The 18,626-nt window shown below is 67.7% G+C and carries 18 protein-coding genes; 14 read left to right on the forward strand and 4 right to left on the reverse strand.

Features of this window, described 5'->3' with window-relative positions:
- Positions 1-8: 8 nt before the first annotated feature.
- Positions 9-1,613, reverse strand: coding sequence for an ABC transporter substrate-binding protein (locus tag WDC82_RS23880; RefSeq protein WP_340119936.1), 1,605 nt, complete (start codon positions 1,611-1,613; stop codon positions 9-11).
- Between the two features lie 198 nt (positions 1,614-1,811).
- Between WDC82_RS23880 and WDC82_RS23885 the strand changes: the two genes are divergently transcribed.
- From WDC82_RS23885 to WDC82_RS23910, 6 genes are all read left to right on the forward strand, one after another.
- On the forward strand, positions 1,812-2,324 hold the full coding sequence (locus WDC82_RS23885) for a MarR family transcriptional regulator (RefSeq protein ID WP_340119937.1): 513 nt from the start codon (positions 1,812-1,814) through the stop codon (positions 2,322-2,324).
- Positions 2,321-3,034 (forward strand): creatininase family protein, encoded by a 714-nt coding sequence (locus WDC82_RS23890; protein ID WP_340119938.1) that lies wholly within the window; start codon positions 2,321-2,323, stop codon positions 3,032-3,034. Before WDC82_RS23885 ends, WDC82_RS23890 begins: the two co-directional genes overlap by 4 nt.
- Before the next feature lie 67 nt (positions 3,035-3,101).
- Positions 3,102-4,136: a ketopantoate reductase family protein gene (locus WDC82_RS23895; RefSeq protein ID WP_370661576.1), complete on the forward strand. Its 1,035-nt coding sequence runs from the start codon at positions 3,102-3,104 to the stop codon at positions 4,134-4,136.
- Positions 4,137-4,874: an SDR family NAD(P)-dependent oxidoreductase gene (locus tag WDC82_RS23900; protein ID WP_340119940.1), complete on the forward strand. Its 738-nt coding sequence runs from the start codon at positions 4,137-4,139 to the stop codon at positions 4,872-4,874.
- The gene (locus WDC82_RS23905; protein WP_340119941.1) at positions 4,871-6,304 is read left to right on the forward strand and encodes a dipeptidase; all 1,434 of its coding nucleotides are present in this window, start codon (positions 4,871-4,873) and stop codon (positions 6,302-6,304) included. Before WDC82_RS23900 ends, WDC82_RS23905 begins: the two co-directional genes overlap by 4 nt.
- 6 nt (positions 6,305-6,310) lie before the next feature.
- Positions 6,311-7,195 carry a DMT family transporter gene (locus WDC82_RS23910; RefSeq protein WP_340119942.1) on the forward strand — a complete coding sequence of 295 codons (885 nt, stop codon included), beginning with the start codon at positions 6,311-6,313 and terminating at the stop codon, positions 7,193-7,195.
- A gap of 99 nt (positions 7,196-7,294) precedes the next feature.
- On the opposite strand, the gene WDC82_RS23915 is transcribed toward WDC82_RS23910, so the two are convergent.
- Both WDC82_RS23915 and WDC82_RS23920 read right to left on the reverse strand, forming a co-directional pair.
- Positions 7,295-7,624 carry a hypothetical protein gene (locus WDC82_RS23915; RefSeq protein ID WP_340119943.1) on the reverse strand — a complete coding sequence of 110 codons (330 nt, stop codon included), beginning with the start codon at positions 7,622-7,624 and terminating at the stop codon, positions 7,295-7,297.
- A 321-nt stretch (positions 7,625-7,945) separates the two neighbouring features.
- The gene (locus tag WDC82_RS23920) at positions 7,946-8,497 is read right to left on the reverse strand and encodes a hypothetical protein (RefSeq protein WP_340119944.1); all 552 of its coding nucleotides are present in this window, start codon (positions 8,495-8,497) and stop codon (positions 7,946-7,948) included.
- A gap of 90 nt (positions 8,498-8,587) precedes the next feature.
- On the opposite strand from WDC82_RS23920, the gene WDC82_RS23925 reads away from it, so the two are divergent.
- Genes WDC82_RS23925 through WDC82_RS23935 form a run of 3 tightly spaced genes read left to right on the forward strand, consistent with a single transcriptional unit; the run spans position 8,588 to position 12,147 of the window.
- A complete protein-coding gene (locus WDC82_RS23925) occupies positions 8,588-9,289 on the forward strand; it encodes an HAD-IA family hydrolase (RefSeq protein ID WP_340119945.1) in 702 nt (233 codons plus the stop codon).
- Positions 9,286-11,397 (forward strand): AsmA family protein, encoded by a 2,112-nt coding sequence (locus tag WDC82_RS23930; RefSeq protein WP_340119946.1) that lies wholly within the window; start codon positions 9,286-9,288, stop codon positions 11,395-11,397. Before WDC82_RS23925 ends, WDC82_RS23930 begins: the two co-directional genes overlap by 4 nt.
- A 30-nt stretch (positions 11,398-11,427) precedes the next feature.
- Positions 11,428-12,147, forward strand: coding sequence for an ATP12 family protein (locus WDC82_RS23935; protein WP_340119947.1), 720 nt, complete (start codon positions 11,428-11,430; stop codon positions 12,145-12,147).
- Between the two features lie 24 nt (positions 12,148-12,171).
- On the opposite strand, the gene WDC82_RS25235 is transcribed toward WDC82_RS23935, so the two are convergent.
- A complete protein-coding gene (locus WDC82_RS25235; RefSeq protein ID WP_370661577.1) occupies positions 12,172-13,221 on the reverse strand; it encodes a methyl-accepting chemotaxis protein in 1,050 nt (349 codons plus the stop codon).
- 212 nt (positions 13,222-13,433) lie between these two features.
- On the opposite strand from WDC82_RS25235, the gene WDC82_RS23950 reads away from it, so the two are divergent.
- The 5 genes from WDC82_RS23950 (at position 13,434) to WDC82_RS23970 (ending at position 18,588) form a co-directional block, all read left to right on the forward strand.
- Positions 13,434-14,966 (forward strand): acyl-CoA carboxylase subunit beta, encoded by a 1,533-nt coding sequence (locus tag WDC82_RS23950; protein ID WP_340119948.1) that lies wholly within the window; start codon positions 13,434-13,436, stop codon positions 14,964-14,966.
- A 9-nt stretch (positions 14,967-14,975) separates the two neighbouring features.
- On the forward strand, positions 14,976-15,611 hold the full coding sequence (locus WDC82_RS23955) for a glutathione S-transferase family protein (RefSeq protein ID WP_340119950.1): 636 nt from the start codon (positions 14,976-14,978) through the stop codon (positions 15,609-15,611).
- A gap of 65 nt (positions 15,612-15,676) precedes the next feature.
- Positions 15,677-17,683 (forward strand): acetyl/propionyl/methylcrotonyl-CoA carboxylase subunit alpha, encoded by a 2,007-nt coding sequence (locus tag WDC82_RS23960; protein WP_340119951.1) that lies wholly within the window; start codon positions 15,677-15,679, stop codon positions 17,681-17,683.
- A 192-nt stretch (positions 17,684-17,875) separates the two neighbouring features.
- Complete coding sequence (locus WDC82_RS23965) at positions 17,876-18,313, forward strand: hypothetical protein (RefSeq protein ID WP_340119952.1); 438 nt, start codon at positions 17,876-17,878, stop codon at positions 18,311-18,313.
- Positions 18,310-18,588, forward strand: coding sequence for an acylphosphatase (locus WDC82_RS23970; protein WP_340119953.1), 279 nt, complete (start codon positions 18,310-18,312; stop codon positions 18,586-18,588). The genes WDC82_RS23965 and WDC82_RS23970 overlap by 4 nt, the downstream gene beginning before the upstream one ends.
- The last annotated feature ends 38 nt before the right edge of the window (positions 18,589-18,626 follow it).

Genomic DNA, 18,626 nt, shown 5'->3' on the forward strand with positions numbered 1-18,626 from the left:
CGGCCCGATCAGCTCTTCGGTTTGATGAAGAACGCCAGGGTATCTTCGTCGAAGCGCGGCTGGAATGTCACGCTGTTAGCCTTGGAGCCCCAGACGGTCTGCAGCTGAACCACCGGGATGTAGGCGCGGTCGGCCATGGTCTCGACCATCGCTTGCTCGTAAAGCTTGCGGCGGGGCTCCGCTTCCAGGGTCTTGGCGCCGTCTTCCAGCAGCTGGTCGACCGTTTCGTTCTTGTACTCGATGCGGTTGAAGGCACCCAGCTTCACGTCGGGATCGTTCGAATGGGCGAGGGCGCCCAGCGTGTAGGAGGCTTCGCCGGTGAGGGTGCCCCAGCCATTCATGAAGACGGAGTATTCCAGGCGGGCCTGGGCCGGAAAGTAGACGGTCTTGGACACGGCGTTCACGTTGGTCTTGATGCCGACCTGCGTGAACATCTGCCCGAGGCCCTGGCAAATCGCACCATCGCCGGGCAGGCGGTCCGAAGTGCAGTAGAGGTCGATCTCGAAGCCGTCGGAGTAGCCGGCCTCCGCCAGCAGCTTGCGGGCCTGCTCCGGATCGTACTCACGGGCGGGAATCGCATCGCTGGAGCCGAAGAAACCCGGCGGCATCATCTGATTGGCCGGCTTGCCGAGGCCTTCCAGCACGATGTCGACCATGGACTGACGATCGATGGCGAGGTCGATGGCCTCTCGCACCTTGGGGTTGCGCAGCGGGTTCTTGTCCAGCTTTGAGCCGTCCTTGGCGCGCACCAGCGGCGTGTCGACCCGCTGGTCGAGCTGCAGGTTCATGATGTAGACGCTGTCGCCCACCACCGCGTCGATCGAGGGGTCGCGCTGCAGGGCCAGGTAGTCGATGGAGGAGACGTAGTTGATGAGGTCCACCTGACCGGCCTTCAGGGCCGCCAGGCGCGAGCTGTCATTGGGCATCTCCTTGCGGATGACCTTCGCCCAGGGGCCCTTGCCGCGCCAATAACCGTCGAAGCGCTCCAGCACTAGGTCGCCCTTGGGCTCCCAGCTCACCAGCTTGTAGGGGCCGGTGCCGACGGCAGCCGGGCCGCCGTTGAAGCCCGCCGCCGCGGTCTCCGGCGTTGAATAGTCCTTCGCCGCGTCGGAGCTCACGATGAAGAGGCGCACGAAGTCGTACGGCAGCGTCGCCGCCGGTCCGTCGGTCTTGATGTGGATGGTGTGGGGATCGACGATCTCCACCGTGGCGACACGGCGCACGTAGATGGTCGTTGTGGTCGGTCCGCTGACCAGCGGGATGCGCTCGATCGAGAACTTCACGTCTTCTGCGTCGAAGTCCGATCCGTCGTGAAACTTCACGCCCTCGCGCAGCTTGAATTCCCAGGTGGTATCGTCCAGCGGCTTCCACGACGTCGCCAGACCCGGTTCGATCTGCAGATCGTCGCCCGACCACACCAGCGTATCGTAGATGTGCTTTGCCGCTTCCGCGTGGCTGCCCAGCGCGGAGAAGTGCGGGTCAAGGGATTCCGGCCCGCCGCGCACACCGACCGTCAACGTCTGCGCCGAAGCCAGCGGGGCCGAAGCCAGTCCCGCCGACAGGGCGACACCCAGGGCAATGGCCGCGGATGCCAAGATTCGTCTTGTTGTCATCGTACCCCCTGTTCTTTTGTATAATCACAAACTAGTTCTAGATGGAACTTGTTTTGATAACGATGTTATGGAATATTTCTTCTGTCAAGTTCTATATGGAACTAAATTTGTCTGCGAACAACGAGCACGGGGCGGATGCCGACGCGAATTGATTTCTCTGCGCCTGAAAGCCAAGGCGGTGTATCGGGTCTGGACCGGATGACCGAAGCCAAGCTGTGGCGCAACCCCTGTCCCTTTGCCTTTCGCCTGAATTATCTGGCCTTGCGTTACAACTCGGTCTGCTACGACTGGGTGCAGCAGACCGAAGGCCTCAGCCGGATCGAGTACGTGGTGATCTATTCCCTGGCGCTTTGCGAGGGCGGACAGGCGCGCGATATCGCGCAGTCCTCGGGCTTTCCGAAGAACAGTCTCTCGCGCGCCATTTCCCGGCTGGAAAAGCTGGGCCTCGTGACGCGGCGCCGGGACCCCAACGACGGCCGCTCGCAGGCGCTGTATCTGACCAAAGAGGGCGGCGCGCTGTTCCGCCGCACACTGCCGGCCTTCGAGCTGCGCGAGAAGGAAATGCTGAACGGGCTCAGCGAGGACGAGCTGCGCAGCCTGTCCCATCTGCTGGCCAAGGTGGTGCTGAACTGCGCCCCGTTGCCGGGCGAACTGCCCAGCGAATTCTATTCGTCGAGTGACAAGCGTTCGAGAAAGGGAAAGCGCGCATGATGATCTCGGAAATGAACTGGATGGACGTCGAACGCCGGGTCGCGCTGGATACGCGCTGCGTCCTGCCGATCGGCTCGACCGAGCAGCATGCCCAGTTGTCGCTCTGCGTCGACATGATCCTCGCCGAGCGGGTTGCGCGCGAAGCGGCGGAGCCGCTGGGCGTGCCGGTCTACCCCGTCATCCCCTACGGCCTCACACCCTACTTCAGCGCTTTCCCGGGGACGGTCAGCCTGCGGGTCGAAACGTTGATGGCGCTGATGCGCGATGTGCTGACGTCGCTGCGCCGCACGGGGTTCCGCAAGATCCTCATCGTCAATGGCCACGGCGGCAACAACCCGATCGGTGCCCTGGGGCAGGAGATGATGGCCGAGTACGGCGATATTTCCGTGCGTCTGCACAACTGGTGGGCGGCACCGCGGACCATGGCGAAAGTGAAGGAGATCCATCCCGTCGGCAGCCACGCCAACTGGATGGAGAACTTTCCCTGGACCCGCCTTGTCCATGCCGCCGCGCCCGAAGGGGAAAAGCCGGCCCCCGACCTGGAGAAGATCCGCGCCCTGCCGCCGGAAGAACTGAAGACGCATCTGGGCGACGGCAATTTCGGCGGCCCCTGGCAGTTGCCCGACGACCAGGTGTTGGACCTGTGGCGGGTGGGCGTCGAGGAAACCCGCGACGCCCTCGAGGGGCCCTGGCCGGGCTGGAATCGCTGACGCCGGGCGGGAACCGCTGACGCCGGGCAGAGTGCCGGAAGAACACTAGCGAAAAGGGATGCGGGGCGTGTCGGAAGAGCCAATTCTCATTTGGGGGGCCGGAGCCATCGGCGGCATCCTCGGCGCCTACTGGGCGCGCGCCGGCCAGCCGGTGCTGATGGTCGACATCGTCGAGGATCATGCCCGCGCCTGCAGCGGCGGCGGCCTCGAGATCGAAGGGCCGGTCGAGAGCTTTCGCCAGACCGTGCCCTGTGTCACGCCGGACGCGGTCGAGGGGCGCTACCGCCGCATCGTCCTGGCGGTGAAGGCCCCGGCGACCGAGACGGCAATGGACCAGCTGCTGCCGCATCTGGCCGAAGACGGCTTCGTGCTGTCGGCGCAGAACGGCCTCAACGAACGCCGCATCGCCGCGCTGGCGGGGCCGGAGCGGACCATGGGCGCCTTTGTGAACTTCGGCGCCGACTGGCAGGGGCCGGGGCGCATCCTCTTCGGCAACCGCGGCGCCGTGGTGGTCGGCGAGATCGACGGCAGCGAGCGTCCGCGCACCCGCGAGATGCATGCGTTGCTGAGGCTGTTCGAACCCGAAGCGGTGCTGACGGAGAACATCTGGGGTTATCTGTGGGGCAAGCTCGCCTATGGCGCGATGCTGTTCGCCACCGCCCTGACGCCGGACAGCATGGCCGCTAACTTTGCCGATCCCGCGCGCATCCCGGCACTGATCGCGCTGGGGCGCGAGGTCATGGCCGTCGCGCGGGCCGAGGGCGTGACGCCGCACGGCTTCAACGGCTTCGATCCGGCAGCCTATATGCCGGGCGGCGGTGATGCGGCGGCGCGCGCCTCCATTGCCGCGCTCGCCGCGTTCAATTCCAAGACCGCGAAAACCCACTCCGGCATCTGGCGCGACTTGGCGGTGCGCAAGCGGCGCACCGAGGTCGATCCGCAGATCGGCGTCATCGTGGAGATCGCGGAAAGTCACGGCATCGCCGTGCCGGTGCTCGCCCGGCTGGTGGCGCTGATCCACGACATCGAGGACGGACGGCGTCCGCAGTCCGCGGAGACTTTCGCGGCGCTGGCCGAGACCCTGACTCCGGGAGTGGCGTGAATGACGGTCGCTCTGGTCACCGGCGTGGTCGGCGGCATCGGTGCCGCCATCGCCCGCCGTCTCGCCGCGGACGGATTCCGGGTCGCGGTCTGCGACCGCCCCGGCGCGGATTTCGACAAGGCCGCCGCCGCCCTGGGGATGCCGGCCTACGCCGCCGACCTCGGCCGGCGGGCCGAGGTGGAGCGCCTCGCCGCGGCCATCGCCAACGCTGAAGGCGCGCCCGAGGTGCTGGTGAACTGCGCCGGCGGCGTCTGCGGCCAGGTGCACCGCCCCGTCGATGAAGTGCCGGAAGAGGACTGGCGTGCCGTCTTCGCCGCCAATACCGACAGCGCCTTCTTCCTGGCGCAGGCCTTGGCGCCGGCCATGCGCGCGCGGCGGCGCGGCCGCATCGTCACCATCAGTTCGGGTGCCGGCCTGCGGCCCAGCCTCACCGGCATCCAGGCCTACACCGCCGCAAAGCACGCGCTGGTCGGCCTTACGAAGCAGCTGGCGCTGGAACTGGGGCCGCACGGCGTCACCGTGAATTCCGTCGCGCCCGGCTTCGTGCTGTCAAACGAGGCGACGCGGCGCCAGTGGGAAAGCTACGGCGAGGCGGGGCAGCGGGCCCTGGTCGAACGCATCCACCTGCGCCGCCTCGGACGCCCGGAGGACATCGCCAATGCGGTTGCCTTCCTGGTCGGCGCGGACGCCGCCTGGATCACGGGGCAGGTCTTATCAGTCGATGGAGGTCACGCTTGACGGATTCTGAAGCGGCGCAGCGCGCAGACGCCGTGGTCGGCCATTGCCGGCAGCAACGGGATGCCTTCCGCCATCGCCTCAAAAGTTATCTTGCCTGTCGCTCCGTCAGCACCGATCCGGCCTATCGCGACGGCATGGCGGCCGCGCGCGACTTTCTGAAGGGCCTGCTGGGCGACGCCGGCTTCGCCAACATCCGCGAACTGGACGGCGGCGTCGGCGGCCATCCCGCGCTGTTCTGCGAATGGCTCGGAGCGCCCGGCAAGCCGACCCTGCTGGTCTACGGCCACTACGACGTGCAGCCTCCCGATCCCTTGGAGCTGTGGGACAGCCCGCCCTTCGAGATGACGGAGCGCAATGGCAGGCTCTATGCCCGCGGCATCTCCGACGACAAGGGCCCCAGCATGATCGCGCTGGAGGCGCTGGGCGCGTTCCTCGCGGTGGAAGGGCAACTGCCGGTCAACGTGAAGATCCTGCTGGAGGGCGAAGAGGAGACCGGCTCGCCCTCGCTGCCGAATATTCTGGCGCAGAACGCGGCGCTGCTCGCGGCCGATGCGAACCTCTCGGCTGACGGCGCACGCTGGCGCGCGGACCTGCCGTCGGTCAACGTGGGCTCTCGCGGCAACGGCGGCTTCGAGATCACGCTGCGCACGGCATCGACTGACCTGCACTCCGGGCGTTACGGCGGCGCGGTGCCCAATGCGCTGCACGAGATGACGAAGCTGGTGGCCGCGCTGCACGATGCGGACGGCCGGGTGACCGCGCCGGGGTTCTACGACGGCATCGAGATGCCGGATGAGAAAACCCGTGCCGACCTGGCCGCCATTCCCTTCGACGGGCCGGCCTGGGCCGCGGCCGTAGGCGCCCGCGAGAAGGGCGAGGCCGGATACTCGACACTGGAGCGGCTGTGGGATCGCCCGACCCTGGAGGTCAACGGCCTGTGGGGCGGCTACCAGGGCACCGGCAGCAAGACGGTGATCCCGCGGGAGGCGCACGCAAAGTTCACTGCGCGCCTGGTGCCGGGGCAGGACCCGCAGCGCATCCTGAGCCTGCTGAAGGAGCATCTGCGCAGCCTCTGCCCGGCGGAAGCCGAGCTGATCTTTAGTGGCGACCGCGGCTGGACCAGGGCCTACCGCGTGCCGCCGCGCCACCCCTTGCTGGCGGCGGCCGAGGCGGCGCTGGAGGAAACCCTGGGACGCAAGCCGCTGCGCGTGCGCATCGGCGCCACTTTACCGCTGTCCGACCTGGTCCAGGAAGCGCTGGGCATCGACACGGTGATGTTCTCGTTCTCCACCGCGGACGAATGCTTTCACGCGCCCAATGAATTCCTGCGCCTGAGCGCCGTCGACGAGGGTATCGCCGCCTGGGTTGCCATCCTGCGCAAGGCCGGCCGGCAGGCGCCGGAGACCTATGCGCCCTTCCGCAGGCGGTGACGGACCTTGCAGAACGACAATAGCCGGGGGGCTCTGCTGCTGGCCCTGGCGGGCCTGGTGTTCACCGGCGAGGTCAGCATCGTGCGTCTGCTGGGCGAGGCGGCCAGCGACGGACAGATCGTCTTCGCGCGGGCCAGTGTGCAGCTCATCGCCGTGGCGGCCTGGATCCTCTTTCGGAACCCTCGGCTGCTGCGCACGGCCCGGCCGGGACTTCACCTGCTGCGCGGCGGCACCAGCCTGATCTGCTGGTTCTTCTACTATCGCAGCTTCCAGACCCTTGACCTCGCGCTTGCCACCACGCTCACCTTCACGACCTCGCTTTTCGTGGTCGCGCTGGCGGCGCCGATCCTCAAGGAGCAGGTTGGCGCGCGGCGGTGGATCCTCACGCTGGTCGGCTTCGGGGGCGTGGCGCTGGCCAGCGGCATCTCTGATGTCACGGCGTCCACGTTCAACTTCGGCATCGTCTACAGCCTGGTCGCCGCCCTGGCTGCCGCGGCCCTGGTGTTTCAGAACCGGGTCCTCGCGCGCACCGAGGCGACGCCGACGATCATGTTCTACATCGGCCTCGTCACGACGGCCGGAGCGGTGCCGGGGCTGCTCGACGGCTGGCACCCGCTGGCACCTTCGGCAGCCGGCATGCTGGTGCTGGCAGGCGGGCTCGGTACCCTGGGCATGGTCCTGACCGTCGAGGCCTACCGCGTCGGCGAGGTCTCGGCCCTGGCGCCCTTTCCCTATCTACGTCTGGTCTTTGCGATCTGCGCCGGGATCCTCGTCTTCGGGGAATATCCCTCTTTCGACGTGCTGTGCGGCGCCGCGGTGATTACGGGCTGCGCCCTGGCGGTACGCGGCAGCGAGCCGCGCCGCCGCGGCCTTTCCTCGCCGATGCGTTAGCCGGACGGTTGTGCAGGGAAGGCCTTGTGTGCCGTGCGGCAAGCAAGCCGGCTGTCTGAGCCGGCAGGCCTCAGAGGGACAGGGGAGCCGATCAGGACGTCAGAACGAGAAACGCAGGCGCGGCGGCTCGGGGCGGTCGGCCAACTGGTTGGCCGGCTGCACGCTGTCCGCCTGGATGCCGGGCTTCGGCAGGCTGCGCAGCATGGACGAGGTGCGCGCGCGCCACGCCATGTCGTTCACCACGTTGTCGAGGGTGAAGCCCCACTGGGGATTGTCGCCCTTGGGCGTGTACTTGGCCTGTTCCGCGGCCGAGTAGTGACGCTGCACACTCTGGCGCCAGTCCCGGGCATCGGCCGGCGCGGCGGCAAGCAGGGAGACGGTGACGGTGACCGCCGCGGCGATGAGGATCTTGGTGACCTTGGGTGACATGGCTGCCCCTTGTTTCCTTTTGTGCCGAAGCAGAAGGTATAAGGGGCAGTTTTCGTCATTTCTCCTGTTAAATGCTTAAGTCCGCAAAAAGACACCAATCAAAACCCATTAATGTCACAGAATTACAAATCAATGGAGTTTCTATACTTCATTAATACTTTGTTAACTTTTGGGCAAATGCGGCGCCATTGCGGCAGTCGGGCAGGGAGCCGCCCTCGGATCAAAGACTTATCTTGGCGGCCCGGTCCCCAAGATTTGCCGGAAGGCCCCAATTCCGCCGCGATCCGGTGAGCCCGGCCCCAGGCGGTGACCCGCGCCGACTCAGTCGTCGTTACGGCGGCGGGCGAAGAGATCGCGGGCCGTCTGGTGCATCAGTTGCTCGAAGCGCGGATCGTCGGAGCCGTTAGCGTCCACCACCCAGCCGTCGACGGCGGCCAGCAGGTCGTCGTCGCGGCAGAAGCCGGCGCGCAGATCTACGCGGGCGGTGTCCTGCGGCGGCCCGCCCGCGGGCTGCGCCGCGCAGAACGCCAGCAATTCGCCCTTATCCGGCGGGTTGAACACCACCACTAGGCGGAACTGCGGATCCTCGGCCTCCGCCTGCTCGGTGGTGAGGCGCAGGACCCGGGTCTGCAGGGCGCGCTCCATGGCGGCGATGAGGCGGGTTTCCAGGCCGTCGCCTTCCGCCGTGAAGGGCGTTCCGTTGATCTCCAGATAGAGCGGCCCTTCGTTGCGGGTCGCCGCCGCCAGGAAGTCGAGGGTGCCGGCCGCATGCATGTAGGGCGTCACCGTCGCCGGCCCCTCGTCGCAGGCGGCCAGCGCCGCCAGGGCGGCAAGGGGAAGAAGCGGGTGCGGCAGCCGGCGGGGGTGTGACATGAGGGGTGAAGCGCTCCGTCCTCCGCCGGACGAATCGCCGGCACGAATCGTCTTAAGGATGCGGCGCCGGCATGATAGAGACAACACCCCATGAACACGCTTCCCTTCACCCACCGTTTCATCGTCTTCGATGTCGACGGCACCCTGATCGACAGCCAGCACACGGTCGTCCACTGCATGACCCAGGCCTTCACGGCACGCGGCCTGCCGGCACCGGGCGCCGCGGCGATCCGCGCCACCATCGGCCTGAAGCTGGACATCGCACTGACCAGTCTGCTGCCTGACCCGCAGGCGGCCGATGCGCGCGCGCACGCCGAGGCCCTGGTCGAGGGCTACCGCACCGCTTTTTTCGTGCTGCAGGACAGCCCGGGTCACGACGAGCCGCTGTTTCCCGGCACCCTGGAACTCCTGGAGGCCCTGAGCCATCCCGACCTCTTCCTCGGCATCGCCACCGGCAAGAACCGACGCGGGCTCAGCCGGGTGTTGGCGCGCCACGACCTCGAGAGCCGCTTTCACAACCTGAAGACCGCCGACGACGGTCCCGGCAAGCCGCATCCCCATCTGCTGGAGGTGGCCATGGCGGAGGTTGGCGCCAGCCCGGCTGAAACCGTTATGATCGGCGATACGACCTACGACATCGAGATGGCCCGCGCGGCCGGCTGCGTGGCTGTCGGGGTCGCCTGGGGCAACCACCCGGAGGAGCGCCTGCATGCCGCTGGTGCCCACTGTGTCATCGGGCATTTTTCGGAGCTGGAGCAGGAGCTTGTCCGCCTGAGCGGAGAGCGCGTATGAAGAAGAGGCGCGGCCGGCTGCGGCGGCTGCTCACCGTTGTGACGGCCCTCGTCGTGGCGGTCCTGGTGGCCGCCTACGCGATGATCTCCTCCTTGGACGTGCAGCAGCTGGCCGGCCTGGCCAAGCGCGAGGTCAAGGCCGCCACGGGCCGGGACCTTGCCGTCGATGGTCCGGCGTCGCTGCGGGTTTCCCTGGTGCCTTCCATCGACCTGCAGGACCTGCGGCTCGCCAACGCGCCCTGGGGCAGCCGCCCCGACATGGCGACCCTCGACCGCCTGGAGGTCGAGGTCGCGTTGCTGCCGCTGTTGTGGGGCGAGGTCGTGGTGAAGCGCCTGGTGGCGGTGGAGCCGGACATCCTGCTGGAGACCGACGCGCAAGGCCGCGGCAACTGGGAGTTCGAGACGGCGGCGCCCATACCCGAAACCGCGCCGGCCGTGGACGAGCCGGACTCCGTGACCGTGCCGGACGTCCAGGCTTTCCGCATCGAGGGCGGACAGCTCACGGTGCGCGACGCCGCTTCCGGCGAGGTCCTGCAGCTTGCGGTCGGGCAGGTCGTGGGCTCGGTCCCTGCCGGTGGCGGCCAGCGCAACCTCCTCTTTGAGGCCGCCTACAACGGCAACCCCTTCAGCGTGGAAGGCAGCTATCCGGGCCTGGCGGCCCTGCTGTCGGGGGCCTCTGCGCCCCTCGACCTGACATTCATCGCCGGCGGCACGACCGTGACGGCCAAGGGGCAGGCGGGCGACCTCACGGGCGATTGGACGGCGGATCTGGCCGTCACGGCCGAAGGCGAGAGCCTGGCCGGGCTGTCTCCCTTCGTCGGCAGCGAGCTGCCGGCCTTGGGGCCCTTCGAACTCACTAGTGAGTTTAAGGGTGGTAATCAAATCATTGAATTAAATGGATTGCGACTTGTCGTTGGCGGCAGCGATCTGGCCGGAAACGCGACCCTGTCGCTGGCCGGCGAGCGTCCGGCGCTGAAGGCGGCGCTGGTCTCCAAGCTGCTCGATCTGGCCGATGTCACGGGCCGCACGGGCGATGGCGATGGCGCCTCCGGCGGCGGCAGCGCCGGCGGCCCGGCCCGGGTGTTTCCCGACACGCCACTGCCGCTGGAGGCGCTGCGCGCCGCCGACGCAGAGGTGAAGCTCAGCGTCGAGCGCCTGCGGATCGCCGGCATCATCCTGGAAGCGGTCGAGGCACCGCTGGTGCTGAAGGACGGCAACCTGACGGTCGATCCCTTGGCCGCCAGGCTGGCGGGCGGTCCCGTAGGCGGGCGCCTGGCGGTGGCGGCCGGCGAGGCAGAGCCGGGGGTCGCCCTGACCCTCAAGGGCCAGGACATCGACTTCGGCGACCTGCTGCGCCAGGCGGAGGTCAGCGACGAGGTCGGTGGCGCGCTGGCGCTCGACATCGACCTGAAGGGGCGCGGCGCCAGCCCGCACGCCATCGCTGCCGGGCTGGGCGGCCACGTTCAGGCGGTCTCCCAGGACGGCACCCTCGACAACAACCTGCTGCGCTTCTTCAGCGTGGGTCTGGGCGACATTACCGGGCCGCTGTTCGGCGGCAGCGACCGCACCCGGCTGGAGTGCTTCGTCACCCGCTTCGACATCGAGAAGGGGCAGGCCAAGAGCCGGGCCCTGGTGCTCGACAGCGGCGCCTTCGCGCTCGCCGGGCGGGGCGGCATCGACCTCGGCGCGGAGCGGGTGAGCCTCGCCTTCGACACCCAGACCAGCCAGCCGAGCCTCGCCAGCCTGGCGGTGCCGTTCCGCGTGACGGGACCGCTGGCCGCCCCTTCGGTGGTGCCCGATCCGATCGGCGCCGCGGTGGGCGTGGTCGGCACGGCGGGCGACGTGGCCAAGACCGGCGCCAACATCGTCGGCGGCGCGGTCGACGCTGTCGGTGGTCTCTTCGGCACCGGCCCGATCATCGGCCAGATCGGCAGCGACCAGACCCTCTGCGGCGAGGCGCTGGCGGTCCTCGGGCAGAATAGCGGCGCCGACAGCGGCACGGCCACCCAGCCGAAATCCTCCGGCGGTCTCGTCGATGATGTCGGCGACGCGGTGAAGGGGGCCGGCGAGGGCATCGAGAAAGGCTTGAAGAGCCTGTTCGGCAACTGATATTCAGCCGGACACCGATCCGCAGGCACCATGCAGCAGAAAATCAAACGCTTCTACAAGACGGCCAGCGCCGCGCCCGTTCCCGATTTGCCCGCGGGCGGCGGCTTCACGGTGCTGCTCGACGGCCGCCCGCTGCGCACCCCGAGCAAGGCGCCGCTGGTGCTGCCGGGCGAGGCGCTGGCGGCCGCGATCGCCGCGGAATGGCAGCGCCAGGAGGGCGAGGTCGTCCCCCAGGCCATGCCGCTGAACGCCCTGGCCTGCACGGCGATCGACGTGGTGCGTCCGCAGCGCGGTCAGATCGTTGAAGACCTGGTCGGCTTCGGCGGTCACGACCTGCTGTGCTACTGGACCGACGAAACCGGCGAACTGCTGCGCCGCCAGCAGCAGCAGTGGCAGCCGCTGCTCGACTGGACGGCGGGAGAACTCGGCGCGCCGCTGAGGAAGACCTGCGGGATCGTCTCCCAGGCACAGCCCGAAGAGAGCCTTCAGGCGTTGCGGCGCGCCATCCAGGCGCACGACGACCTCGCCTTGACGGGACTGGCCGCGGCGGCGAAGGCGGCCAGCTCGGTGATCCTCGGCCTGGCGCTGGCGCGGGGGCGTATCGATGCCGAGGAGGCCTTCCGGCTGTCGCAGCTGGACGAGCTCTATCAGGCCGAGCGCTGGGGCGAGGACGCGGAGGCGGCCGCGCGCCGCGAGGCCCTGCGCCAGGAGCTGGAAAGCGCCCGCGATTTCCTTGATCTACTCAGTTAGAAAACTGAACTAATTATCTGATTTTCAGGAGATTTCGCGAGTTGCGGGCGGCTCCTGGGCGCCCCGCATCATGACCTCGGCGATGGCGGCGTAGGTCTTGGCCCAGGCCTGCTCCATCGCCGGGGTGAAGGCCCCTTGCAGGCCTTCCTTCAGGGTCCACAGCAGGGCCTTGGCGACACTCTCGTAGTGACCGAAGCCGACGCCGTAATCGTTGTGGCGCTGGCCCATGATCTTCAGCGCCGGGACCAGCTTCTCGAAACGATCGAGGCCGGCGACCACGGTCTTCAGCACCGACATGAGCTTCTTGCCCTGGTCGGCACCAGGTTTGGTCGGGTCGCCCTTGAACAGCTTGCTGGTGATGGGGTCGATCTCGAAGAGCCGGGAGTAGAACAGGCCGGCGGCGTCGTCGGCGATGGGATCGACCAGCGCGAAGCTCTCCTGCACCAGGGCGATCTCCTTGGCTGTCAGGGGGGCCGTCAGGGCGGCCGTCGGGGCGGCCGTCACGGCGGCTGTCGGGGCCGCGCTCTTCAAGGCCCCGGCCGGCGTCTTGCCGGGTGCCGATGCGGAGATGGAGGCGGTGGCGGCAATAGCCGCCGGCTTGGGGGCGGGACCCGGCCGGACGCTACGGCCCGGCTGCGGTCTGGCTTCCGCCACCGACTCCACCTCAGCATCGGTGATCTTGGCGGATGTCGGCTGCTGGGCCGACGAACGAACGTCCTCTTCTGTGAGGGTGGCCAGGCGCTCGATGCGGCTGGCGAGGCTGGCGGCGATCTCGGCGATCTCCGCGGTGGTCTTGCCGGTCTGGGTGGCCAGCGACTTGACCTCGCCGGCGACCACGGCGAAGCCCTTGCCCGCCTCGCCGGCGCGCGCGGCCTCGATGGTGGCGTTCAGCGCCAGCATGTTGGTCTGCTTGGCGATGGCCTCGATCTGGCGGGCCATCTTGGCGACGTTGTCGACATCGGCACGCAAGTGCTCGATCTGCTCGGCGACGCCTTCTCCGGCGCCGGCCCCGGCACCCGCCCTTGACCCGGCGGCGGGTTTCGGCGCAGCAGAGCGGGCGGGGGCAGCACACATGGACAGGCTTCCTAGGAGAGGGGGCGGGGCCGGCAGGCCCGCCGGCGGGGAAACTCCCTGTGCATTTCTAAGGAAACGCCGTTAACGACTTCCTAATGCTAAACAATTTGTCAGAATGACGCGGCGTCTTGCTGCGACTGCTCACTGGCTGGCTTCGCCGACGCGCACGTGGTATCAGCTTGCCAAAACCAAAAGCGGGGAAACGGGGCGTCATGCAGGACATCCTCCAGCGACTTGAGGAAATGCGCGCACAGGCCGCCATCGGCGGCGGCCAGCGGCGGATCGAGGCGCAGCACGCCAAGGGCAAGCTGAGCGCCCGCGAGCGGCTGCAGATCCTGCTCGACGAAGGGTCCTTCGAGGAATGGGACATGTTCGTCGAGCACCGCTGCATCGACTTCGGCATGGAAGAGCAGAAAGTCTCCGGCGACGGCGTGGTGACCGGCCACGGCACCATCAACGGCCGTTTGGTCTTCGTGTTCAGCCAGGACTTCACGGTCTTCGGCGGCTCCCTCTCGGAGGCCCACGCCGAGAAGATCTGCAAGATCATGGACAAGGCGGTGCAGGTCGGCGCCCCGGTGATCGGCCTCAACGATTCAGGCGGCGCGCGCATCCAGGAAGGCGTCGCTTCCCTGGCCGGCTATGCCGAGGTGTTCCAGCGCAACGTCCTGGCCTCCGGCGTGGTGCCGCAGATCTCCATGATCATGGGCCCCTGCGCGGGCGGTGCGGTCTACTCGCCGGCGATGACCGACTTCATCTTCATGGTGAAGGACAGCTCCTACATGTTCGTCACCGGCCCCGACGTGGTGAAGACGGTGACCCACGAGACGGTGACCGCCGAGGCGCTGGGCGGCGCCATCACCCACACCACCAAGTCGGGCGTCGCCGACCTCGCCTTCGAGAACGATCTCGAGGCGCTGCTGGAGCTGCGCCGCTTCGTCGACTTCCTGCCGGCCTCCAACCGCGAGGCGGCGCCCTGGCGTCCGACCGACGATCCGGGCGACCGCGAGGAGATGTCGCTCGACACCCTGGTGCCGCCGGATGCGACCAAGCCCTACGACATGAAGGAGCTGATCGCCAAGGTCGTCGACGAGGGCGACTTCTTCGAGATCCAGCCGGCCTACGCCGGCAACATCATCACTGGCTTCGGGCGCATGGAGGGCCACACGGTGGGCTTCGTCGCCAACCAGCCGATGGTGCTGGCCGGCTGCCTCGACATCGCCTCCTCGATCAAGGCGGCGCGTTTCGTCCGGTTCTGCGATTGCTTCAACATCCCGATCGTCACCTTCGTCGACGTTCCGGGCTTCCTGCCGGGCACCTCGCAGGAGTTCAACGGCATCATCAAGCACGGCGCCAAGCTGCTGTTCGCCTATGCCGAAGCGACGGTGCCCAAGGTGACGGTGATCACCCGCAAGGCCTACGGTGGCGCCTACGACGTCATGGCCTCCAAGCACCTGCGCGGCGACGTGAACTACGCCTGGCCCACGGCGGAGATCGCCGTCATGGGCCCCAAGGGCGCGGTGGAGATCATCTTCCGCGGCGACCTCGGCGATCAGGAGAAGATCGCCGCGCGCACCGAGGAATACCGCAAGAAGTTCGCCAATCCCTTCGTCGCCGCCTCGCGCGGCTTCATCGACGACGTCATCAAGCCGCACGGCACCCGCCGGCGCATCTGCCGCTCGCTCAACATGCTGCGCGACAAGCAGCTGGAAAACCCCTGGAAGAAGCACGACAACCTGCCGCTTTAGGTCCTCCCCATGCCCCTCAGGCTCTACGACGATCCGGATTCAGGAAACGGCTATAAGGTCCAGCTTTTGCTGGCTCTTTTGCAGGTTCCTCATAATTTAGTGGAGGTCAACGCGATCCAGGGCGAGACCCGCAAGGAAGCCTTCCTGGCAAAGAACCCCAACGGGCGCATTCCGCTGCTGGAACTGGAAGACGGCAGCTTCCTGCCGGAATCCAACGCGATCCTGTTCTATCTGGCCGAAGGGACTGCCTATCTGCCGGGCGATCGCCTGGGCCGGGCGAGAGCGCTGCAGTGGATGTTCTTCGAGCAGTACAGCCACGAGCCCTACATTGCGGTGCTGCGCTTCTGGAAGCGGCACACCGGCAAGACGCCGGAGAACGAGCCGCTGTGGGCCGACAAGGAGAAGAAGGGCTACGACGCGCTGGCCGTGATGGAGAAGACGCTTGCGGGGCAGGACTGGCTGCTGGGGGCCGCGCCGTCGATCGCCGACGTCTCGCTCTACGCCTATACGCACGTCGCGGACCAGGGCGGCTTCGACCTGACCCGTTATCCGGCGCTGCGCGCCTGGATCGAGCGCTTTCCGGCGCTGCCCGGCTACAAGCCCTTTTCCGGGCGGCTGAAGGACACCGACGACCGCAAGATTTGAACTAGAAAATGCAAAGGCGCCGGGGGTGGCGGCGGCCGGCAATAAAAACGAGGCTTTAGGGACGGATGTTCAAGAAAATCCTCATCGCGAACCGGGGCGAGATCGCCTGCCGCATCATCAGGACCTGCCAGCGGATGGGCATCCGGACGGTGGCGGTCTACTCCGATGCCGATGCGACGGCGCTGCACACCCGCCTGGCCGACGAGGCGGTGGCCATCGGCCCAGCGCCCGCGGCGCAGAGCTACCTCGTCATGGAGAAGATCATCGACGCGGCCCGGCGGACCGGTGCCGAGGCGATCCACCCCGGCTTCGGCTTCCTGTCGGAGAACGCGAAGTTCGTCGAGGCGCTGGACGCCGCCGGCCTCGTCTTCATCGGCCCGCCGGTGAAGGCCATCGGCGCCATGGGCGACAAGATCACCTCCAAGAAGCTGGCCAACGCGGCCAAGGTCTCGACCGTGCCGGGCCACCCCGACGCGGTGGAGGACGAGAAACTGGCGGTGAAGATCGCTGGCGAGATCGGCTACCCGGTGATGATCAAGGCCTCGGCCGGCGGCGGCGGCAAGGGCATGCGCATCGCCCGCAGCGAAGCGGAGGTGAAGGACGGCCTGCGCTCGGCGCGCAACGAGGCGCGTTCCAGCTTCGGCGACGAGCGGGTGTTCATCGAGAAGTACATCGAAGAGCCTCGCCACATCGAGATCCAGGTGCTGGCCGACAAGCACGGCACCACCCTGCACCTGGGCGAGCGCGAGTGCTCGATCCAGCGCCGCCATCAAAAGGTGGTGGAAGAGGCGCCGTCGCCCTTCCTCGATGCCAAGACCCGCGCGGCCATGGGTGCCCAGGCGGTGGCCCTGGCGGAGGCTGTCGACTACGTCTCGGCGGGCACGGTGGAGTTCATTGTCGACAAGAACAAGAACTTCTATTTTCTTGAAATGAATACAAGAATTCAGGTCGAGCATCCGGTGACCGAGCTCATCACCGGCCTCGACCTGGTGGAGTGGATGATCCGCATCGCCGCGGGCGAAAAGCTCGCCTTCGGCCAGAAGGACGTGAAGCTGAACGGCTGGGCGGTCGAGACCCGCGTCTACGCCGAGGATCCCTTGCGCGACTTCATGCCCTCGATCGGTCGCCTGGTGCGCTACCGCACGCCGGGCAGCCCGGAGGACGAAGCGGTCACCGTGCGCATCGACTCAGGCGTCGAGGAGGGCTCGGAGATCTCCATGTTCTACGACCCGATGATCGCCAAGCTGGTGACCCACGCGCCGGACCGCACCCGCGCCATCGACGCCATGCAGGCGGCCCTGGACGCCTACGGCATTCGCGGCATCAGCCACAACATTCCTTTCCTCACGTCTGTGATGGCCAACCCGCGTTTCCGCGCCGGCACCCTCTCGACAAATTTCATCGCCGAGGAGTTCCCGGACGGCTTCCAGGGCTCAGAGGTCAGCGGGGAGAATCTCGACGTCCTGATCGCCGTGGCGGCCATCCTGCAGCAGCGCCGCGCCGGCCGGGAGGCGACCATCTCCGGCCAGATGGACGGCGCCCTGGAGTTCGACCCGGCCAAGCCCGCCGACTGGGTGGTCATGCTGGGCCAGCAGGCCAACCCCCGCACGGTGACGCCCGAGAACGGCGCCTACCGCGTTACCGGCGGCAAGGCCGACCTGCTGATCGAGGTGGTTGGACGCCTGGGCGATCTGGTGCTGCCCTGCTTCATCGACGACCGCCCGGTCACCGTGCAGGTCGACCGCCGCGGTCCGGCCCTGCGCCTCAGCTACGCCGGCGCCGACATCGAGGCGCTGGTGCTGACGCCGCTGGCGGCCAAGCTCGCCCAGCGCATGCCGGTGAAGGAGCCGCCCGATCTCTCGCGCTACCTGTTGTCGCCGATGCCGGGCCTGCTGATGACGCTGGCGGTCGAGGAAGGCCAACTGGTGAAGGCCGGCCAGGAACTGGCGGTGGTCGAGGCGATGAAGATGGAGAACGTGCTGCGCGCCGAACGCGACGGCAAGGTCGCCAAGATCCAGGCGAAGCCCGGCGAGAGCCTCGCCGTCGACCAGGCCATCCTGGAGTTCGAGTAGGGCCGGAAGCCGGGGAAGGCGGGGCAGTGCCGCAGGCTTGCAGTGCCCTTCGCCTCACTTCACTGTCATCCCAGGGCTTGACCCCGGGATCCAATGCCAGCGCCGCTTGCTGAGGCCAATGGGTCCCGGCATCAAGTGCCGGGACGACAGTTGCGGCTGTGGATTGGATTCTGTCCCTTTTTTAGGTTGGACATGGAACATCTCGACCGCCCGACCGAGGAACTCTGGGACGAGCGCCGCCTGTGGTTCGAGGAGCAGGACGCCGCGCACGCCCGGCATGGCACCCAGTCGCCCAGCGAGCAGGCCTGCGCCCTCATGATCGACCTGCAGGCGGTGTTCTGCGCCGGTGCTTGGGCGGCGGCGGTGATCCTCGCCTGCGCGGTGACCGAAGCCCAGGGCGGCTCCAAGCGCGAGAGCCTGCCGGGGGTGGCCGACGCCGACTACCGCTGGCTGCGCGCCCTGCGCAACCGGCTCAGCCACGAGAACCGCAACGATCCCGAACTGACCGTCGAGGACCAGTGGCTGCGCCGCGACCTCTGGGAGCAGCGCGCCCGCCGCGCGGTGGCCATCGCCTTCGCCGCGCTTTATCCTGCCGCCGGCAAGACCGCCCACCGTGAGGAGGATGCATGACCACGACGCTGCGCGTCGTCATTTCCGGCCGGGTCCAGGGCGTGTGGTACCGCGCCTGGACCGAGCAGCAGGCCAAGGCGCTGGGGCTCCACGGCTGGGTGCGCAACCGCCGCGACGGCAGCGTCGAGGCGGTGATCTCCGGGCCGCCGGACGTCGTCGAGACCATGCTGGCGGCGTTCTGGGAAGGCCCGGATCTCGCCCGGGTGACGGCGGTGGAACAGCACCCGCACGTTGAGGCCGTGGCGCCGGGATTCGAGGTACGGCAGACGACCTGACCTTCCGTTAACTTCTCTTTTGTTTTTTCGGCCATAGG

This window comes from Pelagibius sp. 7325 (assembly GCF_037652055.1).
Classification (GTDB): domain Bacteria; phylum Pseudomonadota; class Alphaproteobacteria; order Kiloniellales; family Kiloniellaceae; genus Pelagibius.